Raw genomic sequence first — 13,946 nt, 5'->3', positions numbered from 1 at the left:
AAGCAAAATATAGACATTTGCGTTATCCTAAATTTATTCTGTAAGAACAGTATAAATTTGCTATTAGAAGAATTCAATGTAGTGTAACCATTATCTTTAAAAATTATCCTCTAATTAATACAATTTCAATTCACTTACACCTATAATTAATACAGCTACTAAAATATATTTTAGATTTTTAACCAATTATGATTTAGATTATCATAATTAAATTCCACAAAATCACTTAAAATATACAATGTATTTTTTTTTGCAGCTAATTTAATTAAGCAAAGGCGAATCCTGGTTCTCTAAAAAAGTATAAATAGTTTTTACATCTTGGGAATTTTCTTTTTGCAAAATTAAATTGGCAGTACTTGTTGTAACAAAAATAGTATTCTTAAGTCCAATAAATACCGAATAAACTGAACTTCCAATTACCATATTTCCATTTTCGTCTATAGGATGACCAGAAGAAACTAAATAATCATAAACCGATTCAAAAGAACCTAAATCAGACCAAATAAACTCAGTCGATACTACCTTTATTTTTTTACTTCTTTCCATTACTGCATAATCAATACTGATAGAAGGAATATTTAATGATAAATTCAAATCCAATTTTCCATCGACATTTGCCTCCCATACACTTTTTGATTTTGCATAAACATCAGGTACATATTTTTTTAATTCCTCTAATAAAACACTCGCTTTAAAACAAAATATACCGCTATTCCATAAAAAATCACCTCTTTCTATAAAATCAATTGCTGTTTCTTTATTTGGCTTTTCTCGAAAAGAAATCACATCATCTCCATTTCGTTCAATATATCCATAACCCGTTTCTGGTTTAGTTGGTACAATTCCAAAGGTTACAATAAATCCTTTCGAAGCCTTATCAATAGCTTCCTTTATAGCTTTTTTATAAGCTACATCATCTTCAATAATATGATCAGAGGGAGTTACAATTAAAATATCATCAGGTTGAGAAGCTAAAGCCGCAAAGGCAATCGCAGCAGCTGTATTTCTAGGGGTTGACTCAATAATATTCAAATATGAAGTATTAGATTTATCTAATATATTCTTACTTAAATGAGTATTATCACAATTTCCAACCACCATAATGGCATTAACCAAGTTTTTATTTCTCTCTAAAGTCATTTCAAATAATGATTGTCCTCCAAAAATTTCTAGATACTGTTTCGGTTGACATTTTCTTGACAAAGGCCATAATCTACTACCAACACCGCCAGTAAGAATAACATGTGTAATTGAATACATAAATTAACTTGTAATATTACTAAATGTTTTTTTTAAGAAAAGAAATAATATTGCTAAAAATCCAGATAAAAATCCACCTACCAAAATACCTTTTGCTTTTCCAAACCTTTCTTTATTCAATGGCAGTATAGGTCTATCAATTACTTGTATTAAAGGTGTTTCTTTACGCAACGTTACTTTAGCTAATTCGGTTTGTTTTACCAATTCCGTCAATATAACTGTATTGGCTTGTACATCTACCTGACGTTTAGCTGACGGTGTACGACGTACATTTAGGGCAGGATTTAACATAAATGTATTATCTGTTGCTATTGCTACCCCAGTAATAGCACTATTTAGCTCTGCACGAATAGAATCCGTTTGTCTATTAAGAATTTCCATATTCATACGGGCTTTTTTGCTTTTGGTGTCTACATAAAACTTTCCAACCTGTCTTGCTAAAGCCTCACAAAAATATAAAGAAAATAATTCATTAGTAGAAGCAACTTCCATTGAGATAATAGATATCTTCTTATCTTTTTGCTCTACAGACAAAGATTTTTTTGACAACTTTTCATAAATGACACCCAAAATACTATCATGAACTCTAGTAAAATACTTACGCTTAGTATCAGGTAAAAACTGTATATTTTTAAATTTAGCATCATCATTCCAACTATCACGCCATTTATTATCTTGAATGTACATTTCAGCCAGAGAAATTACTTTTCCATTTACTGTAACAGGAGTCATTAACGTTTTTTCGACCATTGTACGAGATTTAAATAACTCTGTCAAGTTGGAACCTACAAACATACCTCCACCACTTCCTTCAAGATCTAATCCAAAAGAACTAGCCAAACCAATAGCACCTCCTAATCCCCCTCCACCTTTTTCATCTTCAAGTGCAAAAGACAAAGTGGCTGTATAAATTGGCTTTTTGATAAATGAGTAGGTCAATCCAAAAATTGCTCCAATCAAACCTACCAATATAATTATTTTCCATTGTGACCATAAATAGCAATACCATTCTCTTCCCTTCTCTATTAACTCTTTTAATGAAATTTCATCATTAATTTCAGGCTTACTCTCCATAAAAAATATAATTTTATTTAAATGCAGTAACAATTAACAAAACTAGACTAGTAATAACACTGCCTATACTAACCAATTCTCCAGTACTCATTTTATTTACCTCAGGTTTCTCAGGTACAACAATTTGTGAATCTGGCAAAACTTTAGGATAAGATTTAAAAAACAAAAAAGATTTGGCTACATCTGCTTTCCCATTCGGATAAATAATATAGGCTTTCTTTTTCCACCCCTTATTGTCAATTCCACCAACTGCATTAATATAATAATTAAAGTTTTTACCTTTACGATATGGAATTTCAGATGTCAACAATACATTTCCAGCTACTTTTACACCTTCATTAAATTTAGACACTATAATTTCATCTCCAGAAAACAAAGTGACATTAGAATAATGGTCTTTATCTTTTACAATTTTCTCCCAATTAACAGGAATTACAGCAAATTTAATATCGTATTTCAACTTATTGGCTAAACTTTCTTCAGAATTATTACCATTAACATTGACACTCACATCTTCTATATCTTTTATTTGGTCATTTTTAATTGGACGTTTAATTTTCAACCCTTCTACATTAGCATCAGCTGATAATCCTCCTGCACGCATAACTATCGAATAAACCGATTCCTTTTTATTCGCCAAAACATATTTACCAGGATAAACAACAGATCCGCTTACAAAAACCGTAGTAGGCTTTTCATAAATAGCCATTCTGCGAATAGTAATAACATCAAAAGGTTCTAAGGTAAAATTCTTTATTTGCTCATTATTTTCAGGTGTAACTTCTAAATTAAAAACTTCTACTCTTTTAGAATCATTCACATTAATAGTATCAGACTTAATCATTCTGGCAATTTCAACTCTTTTTGAAGCTGACCCAGTTAATCCACCTACTTGAACCACTAAATCATTTAAAGTAAGATTTTCATAGAAAGGATATGTCCCCGGATTTTTCACCTCACCATCTATAGTAATTTTATATTCTTCTCTGAATTCTAAAATAGAATAAACAGTAACAATATCTTCTCTCCTTAGTTCAATATTTGCATTTACATCTCCATTCAAAGCAGCACTCAAATCAACATTTACGATCTCAGAAGTTAAATTAGATTTCAAACGAATTATTCTAGCTCTTTTTGTGTAAGCATCTTCCTTAAGTCCTTCCGCTCTATTAATCAGATCTAATACTCTCATTCCTTCTGAAAAAGAATATGCATCCGGTCTAAAAACAGCTCCTTCAATTTTAATACGATTCTCAAATCGATCTAAAATTCTTGAAACTTTAATAACATCTCCTGATTTAGGAATATAGGTCGAATACATTCCTTCATTTATATCCTGAACTTTAAATTCCTTACCTGTTTTTTGTTCCACATTTACTGAAGCAGTGTAAGCAAACTCATTAAAACCTGAAGCAAAAGATAATAAATCTGAAAATGTTTCACCAGTTTTCATCTCAAAAATCCCTGGTCTTTTAACTTCGCCTGACAAAACAACTCTTTGACTATATGCAGGAATTCTGATTACATCATCATCTCTTAAACCTATATTATCGGATTGATCTCCTTTTACTAAAAATCTATAAATATCAATTTTTCTTAAAACTTTATTATTTCTAATTAATTCAATATTCCTGTAACTTCCATTTTTACCTGGTCCACCAGCCAAATGCAAAGCATTAAAAACTGTAGCTAATGAGGATACTGAATAATTACCTGGCTGATTACCACCAACAACTGTAACCTTAATAGTTCGTATTTTACTCAAACTAACACTAACTTGTGATTGACCAGATCGAACTGTACTATACACTTTAGCAATGGATCCTTTAATTTTTTGAGTAGCAGCTTCAATGGTCATTCCAGCTACAGAAATTTGACCAACATACTGAATGCTGATTTTTCCTTCTACGGAAACTGATAAACTACTACTGTATTCTTGAACACCATAAACTCCGATTTGTAATTCATCCCCAGGTCCTAATATATAATTAACTGGTGTCGCTAATTTTAAATCGGGAGCAAAACTAAGCGCTGGATTATCAAATAACTCTGAACCAAAAACTGTGGTATCATCATTTTTTTTTGGATTATTATACTGAACTGCACTTTGAGTACTAACCGCAGTTAAGTCTCCATTAGAACTCGTACTAGAAACATCATTTGATTCTATTGTAATCGCAGTTAATCGCTCTTTCAACTTAGCAAATTCTGTTGCACTCATTCCTTTTGATAATACTATAGGTTCTGCCTGATCTATAGACATATCGTTGCTCTTTAATTGAGCTTTGATTTTTGCAATATCTCCTTCAGACAAATTATCTATCTTTATACTACTCAAATTATTTCCTTTTAAAATATCTTGTGCAACAACAGTATCTACCTGAAATAGAAATACAAAAAGAACAATTACTGTGATTATTTTTTTCATTGTGAAACTAAATTTATTTTTAATCAAAGATAAAGCTACCAGCCTTATTTTTTTTTACTGTTTTTGAATTTTTAGATATTCTATAAAATTAATTTTACAGGAAGTACTTATAATAAAAGTGAATTAAAACCATCGAAAAGACAAATAATTCACATATCTATTTTACAAAAATGCAACTTAATTATATGGCTTCGCCTTTGTGAGTCCCATTTTTGGTTCACATCTACATTTTCTAAAAATTTGCAAATCTTATTAATAAAAAAATTATTTTTTTTCAACCTTAAGGATACATCCTAAAGACTCTAAAACAAGTATATAATGATTTTGCTTAACCTCTTGCACAGTTGCTGACTTTGTCGCAAATGGTCCCGATTCTAAAACAATTTTATCTCCCCTTTGCCATTTATCAACCATTATCTCAAAAATATCTGGTATTTCCAGCCAATCTTGGATAATTTGAATCTCTTTTTCTTTGACAATAGCTGGTTTTCCCAACCAGAACAAATAACGTACTGCACCTGGTATTTCAAAAATAACATTCCTGTTTTTTTCATCTACTTGTACAAAAATATAGGAATTAAAAAGTGGCACTTGTACTTTCTTTTTACGGTCCGACCATTGGCTCAACTTTGTTATTAATGGACAATAAGAAGTTACCCCTATTTCTTTCAAACGTTCCGCAACTTTTCTTTCCCATTTAGGCTTTGTGTAAACTACGTACCAGTTCATTTTTTTATTTTTAATACCCGAAAACTTTAAATAGACAAACCCCTACTATGAATATTGTTTCTCATAATAGGAAGCGTATGCTCCAGAAGTCACATTATTTAACCAATCTTGATTATTCAAGTACCAATCAATAGTAATTTCTAATCCTTGTTCAAAAGTTACAGATGGTTTCCATCCCAACTGAGTATTTATTTTTGAGGCATCAATTGCATAGCGCAAATCATGGCCTGGTCTGTCTTTCACATACGTAATCAATTGAGCAGATTCTCCTTTTATTCTGCCTAATTTTTCATCCATAATTTGACACAAAACCTTTACTAAATCTATATTTTTCCATTCGTTAAAACCTCCTATATTATAAGTCTCATGATTCTTTCCATCATGATAAACTAAATCAATTGCTACAGCATGATCTTTCACAAACAACCAATCTCTAGTATAATTTCCATCACCATAAACTGGTAACGGTTTATTATTAATGATATTATTAATAAACAATGGAATTAATTTTTCTGGAAAATGGTAAGGCCCATAATTATTTGAACAATTCGTTATTACATAAGGTAACCCATAAGTCTCACCATAGGCACGCACAAAATGATCTGAACTGGCCTTGGATGCAGAATAAGGCGAATTAGGATCATAAGCTGTAGTTTCTGTAAACAACCCAGTAACTCCAAGTGACCCATAAACTTCATCTGTACTTACATGGTAAAAACGTTTTCCTTCAAAATTTCCTAGCCACTGCTTTTTGGCAGCATTCAACAAATTCATTGTCCCAATTACATTTGTTTTCACAAAAGCCAAAGGATCTTCAATTGAACGGTCAACATGGGACTCCGCTGCCAAATGAATCACACCATCAAACTGTTGCTCTTGAAACAAATTATTTATAAAATTTTCGTCAGTGATATCTCCTTTTACAAAAGTATAATTAGATTCATTTTCGATATCTTTAATGTTTTCTAAATTCCCTGCATAAGTTAATGCATCCAAATTAAAAATTTGATAATTAGGATAGGTTGTAACAAATCGTCTTACAACATGCGAACCAATAAATCCAGCACCTCCTGTAATAAGTATCTTTTTCATTTTCTTCTTATTATATTTTAAAATTCTACTTTCATTCTATTAAAGTCTTCCATCTACTCCATCTCTTAAGACTCCCTTAACATCATAAAGTACACTATGAGTTCTTCTTAACGAATGAATATCTAAATTCAAGAAATCGGAATGTGCAACACCTAAAACTACGGCATCGAAAACAACATCTGGTTTCTCATTTACAGTTATCAAACCATACTCATGTTTCACTTCGGCTGGATTTGCCCAAGGATCATACGTAGTTATTAGAATTCCATAATCCTCAAATGCCTTAATAACATCTACAATTTTAGTATTACGAACATCTGGACAATTCTCTTTAAAAGTAATACCCAACATCAACAAACTAGCACCATTAATCGTTATTCCACGTTTTATCATTAGCTTTACTACTTGCGAAGCTACGTATTCACCCATACTATCATTCAAACGCCGACCTGCTAATATTATTTCTGGATGGTATCCTTTTTCTTGGGCTTTTTGCGCCAAATAATACGGATCAACACCTATACAATGCCCTCCTACCAAACCAGGTTTAAAAGGTAAAAAATTCCATTTAGTTCCCGCAGCTTTAAGAACAGCAGCAGTATCTATATCTAAAAGATTAAAGATTTTGGCTAATTCATTGACAAATGCAATATTAATATCTCGTTGAGAATTTTCGATAACTTTTGCAGCTTCTGCCACCTTTATAGAAGGGGCAAGATGAGTTCCTGCAACAATTACTGATTGATACAATTCATTCACTTTTTGTCCAATTTCAGGAGTTGAACCAGAAGTGATTTTTAATATTTTATCAACAGTATGCTCTTTATCTCCTGGATTGATTCGTTCTGGTGAATAACCCGCAAAAAAATCAACATTGAACCGCAACCCCGAGATTCTCTCTAAAACCGGCACACATTCCTCCTCTGTAACCCCAGGATATACTGTAGACTCATAAATAACAATATCTCCTCTTTTTAAAACAGAACCAACTGTTTCGCTAGATTTATATAATGGAGTTAAATCTGGGCGATTATTTTTATCAACAGGTGTTGGTACTGTAACAATAAAATAATTACAATTGGCTATATCTCCTATTTCTGAAGTACAATATAAACCGTTTTCACTAGCCTCTTTTTCAATTAAAACCTTTTGTAAAGTTTCACTATCTATTTCTAAAGTACTATCTACACCAGATTGTAATGCTTCAACCCTTGAAAGATTGATATCAAACCCTACAACTGAAAATTGAGTAGCAAACAGTCTAGCCAAAGGCAAACCAACATAGCCCAATCCTATTACTGCAATTTTTATATCTTTATTCAATTTCTTAAACTATTGTTGGTTTTAAAATTCCAATTATCGAAATTATAATCAGAGAGTAGTGTTTTAAATATAAACATAATTTCCCTCCTAAATTAAGCACGCAAATATAGTAAAAATAAGCAACCAATTTTCTCAAAAAAAAATCACCTATAAAACCAACAAAAGATTTTTACAAACCAAAAGTCTAAGCGACTAGTAGTCAGTAAAAATCTTTTTCAAAAATCACTTATTAAGGTGAAAAATCACTATTTATAGTGATGCCATATTTAATATCAAATATTTATTTTAAACAGAAAAAACATGTAAAAACTACGAACCGATCGCCTGATAAACAAAACCTATTTTTTCTAATTTAAATTTGTCTAATATATTTCTTCCATCAAAAATGAACGCAGGTTTTTGCATGCTATCATATATTCTTTGCCAGTCATATTCCACAAATTCATCCCACTCAGTAAGTACTGCAATGGCATGAGCTTTTTCGCAAGACTTATATGGGTCTTCAAAAGTGATTATACTATTTACATTTTCCTCGGAAGTTCTCGTTTCTAAATAATCTAAGTCTGCTAATACTTTCTTTCTTGAAACCTTAGGATCATAGACCGCAATTTTTGCTTGTTCATTAATTAAATCATCTGCAATATATATAGCCGCAGATTCTCTAGTGTCATTGGTATCTTTCTTGAATGCCCAACCCAAAAATGTAATTTTTTTATCTGCAACCGTATTATAAAGAGTTTGTACTATATTATTAGAAAAACGACGTTTTTGATGGTCGTTTAGAATAATTACCTGCTCCCAATAATCAGCCACTTCATTCAAACCATAAGATTTTGCAATGTAAACCAAATTCAAAATATCTTTTTGAAAACAAGAACCTCCAAATCCAACTGAAGCTTTAAGAAATTTAGATCCGATACGACTATCCATCCCAATCGCCCTAGCAACTTCATTAACGTCTGCTCCAGTTTTTTCACATAATTCAGACATCGCATTAATAGATGATATTCTTTGAGCCAAAAAAGCATTAGCAGTCAATTTTGACAACTCAGATGACCAAACATTAGTCGTCAATATTTTTTCAGGATTAACCCAGTTCGAATACACATCAACCAAAGCTTGAATTGCTTTTTGTCCTTCAACCGAAACATCTCCTCCAATTAATATTCTATCAGGATTCAATAAATCCTCAACAGCAGTTCCCTCTGCAAGAAACTCAGGATTTGAAAGAATTTGAAACTGAACTCCGTTCCCTGTAGTATCAAGAATGCTTTTAATTGCTTCGGCAGTACGAACTGGCAAAGTTGATTTTTCAACAACAATCTTATTATCTTTAGAAACTTTAGCAATTTGTCTTGCGCACAATTCAATATATTTTAAATCAGCTGCCATTCCTTTTCCTTTACCATACGTTTTTGTAGGCGTATTTACAGATATGAAAATGATTTGAGCTTCGTCAATTGCTTTATCAACTTCGGTTGAAAAAAACAAGTTTCTTCCTCTAGCTTCAGCAACAATAGCACTTAATCCTGGTTCATAAATTGGAATATTATCAGTATTTTTATCATTCCATGCAGCAATTCTTTCCGCATTTAAATCCACTACTGTCACTTGAATGTGAGGGCATTTTTGCGCAATAACAGCCATAGTTGGTCCTCCAACATAACCTGCTCCGATGCAACAAATTTTTGTGATTTTCATATTTCTATTCTTTAATTTCTATTCTTTATTTCTTAAGACTTTCCCAATACCATCCCACCGCTTCCTTTAAGCCTTCCTGCAAAGAAAACTTAGGCTTATACCCTAAAATAGTTTTGGCTTTATCAATACTAGCTAACGAATGAGGTATATCCCCCATTCTATTAGGACCATATTGAATTTCTACTTTCCCAATCTCTGAATCATATTCGGACAAAAAAGTTTTCAAATAACCAACCAAATCATTTAATGTATTACGATCTCCGTACGCTGTATTATAAACTGTGTTTATTGCCTCTGCTTTTTCGGTAATCATTGCCAATTCATTCATCTGAATTACATTATCGATATAAGTAAAATCTCTCGAATAATTCCCATCCCCATTTATTATTGGGCTTTCATGTTGCATCAATTGCATTACAAATTTTGGAATCACCGCTGCATAAGCTCCATTAGGATCTTGTTTGCGACCAAACACATTAAAGTAACGCAATCCGATTGTTTCCAACCCATATGTTTTACTGAAAATTTCGGCATATAATTCGTTAACATACTTTGTAATTGCATAGGGAGAAAGTGGTTTTCCTATAACTTCTTCTACTTTTGGCAATTCAATAGAATCACCATACGTAGAAGAACTTGCAGCATAAACAAAGCGTTTCACATTAGCATCTCTTGATGCTATCAACATATTCAAAAAGCCTGAAACATTAACTTCGTTTGTAGTAATTGGGTCATTTATGGATCTCGGAACAGATCCAAGTGCAGCTTGATGTAACACATAATCCACTCCACGAACTGCTAACATACAAGTTTCTAAATTTCGTATATCTCCTTCAATTAAATTAAAATTATCGTTGTTAAGAAAGTCCTTCAAATTATAACGATGACCTGTCACAAAATTGTCCAAACAGACAACATTGTATTTTTTGGATAAAAAATATTCACATAGGTTAGATCCAATAAATCCAGCCCCACCTGTTATTAGAATTGTTTTACTGCTATTTTTATCCATTCTTTATTTTTTTAAAATCCAGTGCTAAGTATTTTTCTTAACCCCAATTTTCTGTAATAAACTTTTTTTCTTTTCAACTTCATGATAGCCATTCGAATAATTCCCACTTCCATAACCATAGCCATAACCATAACCACCACCGTACTTTGCTTTATTTTCAAATCCATTCAAAATGATACTCGTATGGTGCAATTCTTCTCGATTAATTCTATTATTCAATAGTGATATCATTTCTTTTTTAGTAAAATTTTGCCTTACAATATATAAAATAATATCACAGTATTGTGTCAGTTCTAATGAATCAGCCACCAAACCAACTGGAGGTGTATCGAGAATAATATAATCATATTTCGATTTAAGCTCATCTATTAATTCTTTCATAGCTTCGCTTAAAATTAATTCAGATGGATTGGGAGGTATTGGTCCAGACAATATCACATCCAAATAGGGAACAGAAGTATGATTTATAATCTCATCCAAACTTTTATCTTTAATTAAATAATTCACAACACCAATTGTATTAGTCAAATTAAATTCTTCGGATAATTTTGGCTTTCTTAAATCCAATCCCACAATCACAGTTTTTTTCTCACTTAAAGCAAATACTGTAGCAATATTTATAGAGCAAAATGTTTTTCCTTCACCACTAACTGATGATGTGATCATGAGAGTTTTGGCTCCTGCCACATTATTTTTTTTGTACAAAAACTGTAGTGAAGATCGAACTGCTCTAAAAGACTCAGACAATGCAGATTTTGGTTTGTCAAAAACTGCTAAACTGTTTTTATCCGGATTAATTCCAACAATACCAATTAAAGGAATAGATGTTAATTTATTAATGTCATCAGGATTCTGAATAGTATTATTAATAAAAAAAAGAATTGTAATAATCAATAAAGGCAATAAAAGTCCTAAAAATAAAGCCAAAATATAATTAACTCCTGTTTTTGGTCCAATAAGCCCACCTCCAATATCTTTTGCTGAATCAATAAAATGAATATCAGATAAATTAGCAGCCTTTACAATATCAGCTTCACTCCTTTTTTGCAAAAAAGTATTATATATATTATTATTTAAATCGTATTTTCTTTGAATTTTAATTAATTCTTGCTGATCATCTGGAAGACGTTTTATCTTACCTTCGGCTTCATTAATTTTACTTTGAATCATTGCTAAATCGTATTGCAATGAAGCTTTGGCTGTAACTATATTTTCTAATAAAACATTCTTGATCGCTTCCATTTGATTATCAAAATCTCTAAATATTTTTTCGCTTTTTACTGCATAAGCCATCTCCGACCTTTGAGTTGAAAGAGCTATTAGTTTAGAAACATTAACCACAATATTTGGATCCTCAATTCCTGCCACAGAAGGAGCGGGTAATTTTGAATAATCAACACTATTTTTTAAATACGCCTTTAAAGAATTATAATAGGTTATTTTCCTGTCTATAACATCTCTCTTAGTGTCAAAATCAAGTATTTTATCTGAGAAAGCAAGCCCACCTCCCTCAATCTCATAAATATTCTTATCTTTCCTAAAGAATTTTAGCTCGTCTCCTGTTTTTTTCAACTGAGATTCCATTGCTATAAGTGTGCTATCAATAAAATTAACAGTATTGGTTGCAAACTGATTCTTAGCATCTAACTGTCTCTTCATCAACATCTTTACAGTAGAATTAAGATACTCAACCATTCTTGCTTTGTTAGTACCTTGCATTCCCAAAGTAATTATAGAACTTCCTTTGTCATCAGCCTTAACATTAACATCTCTATAAACTGAAACAGTTCCATCAAAATCATTAAATCGAACAAAGTATTCATTCCCTTTATATAATCCAGGATTGTTTCTTATCTGCAATTTCCAATTCAAAAAAGGCAATACCACTGGTTCACCTACTTTGTATCTTTTGATAAATTCTCCTTCAACAACAGATGTAGTACTGTAGCTATTGTCTGAATAATGAATTAACGAAACTGAAGATCCTATAAAAGGAATCCTTATTTCATATTCATTATCACTTAAAAATTTAATTCCTATAAGATTCCCAACTAATTGCCCTTGCTTTTTATCGATGTCTACATAAAATGGAACAGTACCATAAGCATCTATGAGATTGTATTCACCTTGCACTAGATAATCAATGTAAAATTGCAATTTATCTACCACTAGTTCATTGTGAGATCTGGATTGTAACGTGGTCGAAATAGTTTGAATTTGGTCCGAGGCACCTCCCCAATTAAAAACCAAATTGGTACTTGAGGTAAATAGTGGATTAGTTTCTTCTTTTACAGAAATCAGAGTTTCGATACTATAAATCTTCTCCTTACGTATATTAACCTGATAGGCAATCATTAAGGCTATTACTACTGTTAATAGAAACCACTTCCAATAACTTAGTATCTTAAGTAGAAATCCCTTAAAATCAAAACTTGGTCCATTTTCAAAAACTGCAAAATCTTTAATATCTAACATACTGGGGTTAATTTAAACTTTTAACTAACAAATAAGTAGTTGTAAATAAAGACAATAATGTAATTATAGTTGTTAGAGACTGGATACCCGTACTACCCGTTCCCCATGTTTTTTGTTTTAGTGGCTTTACGTACACGTAGTCATTTGGCTGTAAAAAATAATATGGCGAATTCATCACATTTATATTTGTTAAATCTAAATCTTTCATCTCCGTCCCATTTGGCGTCTGCCTAATAATTGTAACTGCCTTCCTGTCTCCAGTAGTAGTTATATCACCTGCATTTGCAATTGCCTCCATAATATTTACTTTTTCTTGAAATAATGTTTTTGTACCTGTATTAGCCACTTCGCCATTTATCGTGTAACGAAAACCTGCCAACTTTACTACCACAAAAATACTGGCATTATCTTTAAAATAAGTCGATAACAATTGCTTTTCGACATCTAAGCGTACTTCTTCAAGAGTAAATCCCATAACATTCATTTCTCCTAAAACAGGAATTCTAATATTTCCATGATCATCAACAGTGAAACCATTAAAATACAAACCAGATTCTGATTGTGAAGAACCTGCGGATGCACCATTCGATGATGGATTAAAAATAGCAACTAAATTAGGATCTGATGCTTTGATAGAAATACTTATTACATCATGTGTTTGCAATCGATAGGGTTTTGACTCTACCATTGTTATTGGATTCTCATTTGAAGAATTATCCTTTTTTTGAAGATAAACTAAATCCTTCACTGGAATACAAGATGTAAATAATACACTGATAAATAAAAATATATAGAAAAAATGCTTGTTCATTCGTATTTATTTAATAACAAATATAGTTTTTAGATTACTAT

At 31.5% G+C, this 13,946-nt stretch carries 10 protein-coding genes; all 10 read right to left on the bottom strand.

The features are described 5' to 3' along the window. Positions 1-261 precede the first annotated feature (261 nt). The 10 genes from CLU82_RS12555 to CLU82_RS12510 all read right to left on the bottom strand — a co-directional run bounded on the left by CLU82_RS12555 (position 262) and on the right by CLU82_RS12510 (position 13,905). Positions 262-1,260: a mannose-1-phosphate guanylyltransferase gene (locus tag CLU82_RS12555; protein ID WP_100843415.1), complete on the bottom strand. Its 999-nt coding sequence runs from the start codon at positions 1,258-1,260 to the stop codon at positions 262-264. A 3-nt stretch (positions 1,261-1,263) separates the two neighbouring features. Then, positions 1,264-2,334, bottom strand: coding sequence for a Wzz/FepE/Etk N-terminal domain-containing protein (locus tag CLU82_RS12550; protein WP_100843414.1), 1,071 nt, complete (start codon positions 2,332-2,334; stop codon positions 1,264-1,266). A 13-nt stretch (positions 2,335-2,347) separates the two neighbouring features. Then, on the bottom strand, positions 2,348-4,762 hold the full coding sequence (locus CLU82_RS12545) for an SLBB domain-containing protein (protein WP_100843413.1): 2,415 nt from the start codon (positions 4,760-4,762) through the stop codon (positions 2,348-2,350). A gap of 264 nt (positions 4,763-5,026) precedes the next feature. Further along, complete coding sequence (locus CLU82_RS12540; RefSeq protein ID WP_100843412.1) at positions 5,027-5,491, bottom strand: UpxY family transcription antiterminator; 465 nt, start codon at positions 5,489-5,491, stop codon at positions 5,027-5,029. Positions 5,492-5,536: 45 nt separating this feature from the next. Continuing rightward, positions 5,537-6,583, bottom strand: coding sequence for a dTDP-glucose 4,6-dehydratase (gene rfbB, locus CLU82_RS12535; RefSeq protein ID WP_100843411.1), 1,047 nt, complete (start codon positions 6,581-6,583; stop codon positions 5,537-5,539). 39 nt (positions 6,584-6,622) lie between these two features. After that, positions 6,623-7,906, bottom strand: coding sequence for a nucleotide sugar dehydrogenase (locus tag CLU82_RS12530; protein WP_198520219.1), 1,284 nt, complete (start codon positions 7,904-7,906; stop codon positions 6,623-6,625). Positions 7,907-8,215: 309 nt separating this feature from the next. Beyond that, positions 8,216-9,607, bottom strand: coding sequence for a UDP-glucose 6-dehydrogenase (locus CLU82_RS12525; protein WP_100843410.1), 1,392 nt, complete (start codon positions 9,605-9,607; stop codon positions 8,216-8,218). A gap of 25 nt (positions 9,608-9,632) precedes the next feature. Further along, entirely contained in the window at positions 9,633-10,619 is a 987-nt protein-coding gene (locus CLU82_RS12520) for an SDR family oxidoreductase (RefSeq protein ID WP_100843409.1), read from the bottom strand. Positions 10,620-10,643: 24 nt separating this feature from the next. Next, on the bottom strand, positions 10,644-13,094 hold the full coding sequence (locus CLU82_RS12515) for a polysaccharide biosynthesis tyrosine autokinase (RefSeq protein ID WP_100843408.1): 2,451 nt from the start codon (positions 13,092-13,094) through the stop codon (positions 10,644-10,646). A gap of 7 nt (positions 13,095-13,101) precedes the next feature. After that, the gene (locus tag CLU82_RS12510) at positions 13,102-13,905 is read right to left on the bottom strand and encodes a polysaccharide biosynthesis/export family protein (RefSeq protein ID WP_100843407.1); all 804 of its coding nucleotides are present in this window, start codon (positions 13,903-13,905) and stop codon (positions 13,102-13,104) included. Positions 13,906-13,946 lie beyond the last annotated feature (41 nt).

The sequence above is a fragment of the Flavobacterium sp. 5 genome, from assembly GCF_002813295.1.
Classification (GTDB): Bacteria; Bacteroidota; Bacteroidia; order Flavobacteriales; family Flavobacteriaceae; genus Flavobacterium.
The sequence above is the reverse complement of the archived record's forward strand: the minus strand, read 5'-3'. Positions and strand labels throughout refer to the sequence as shown.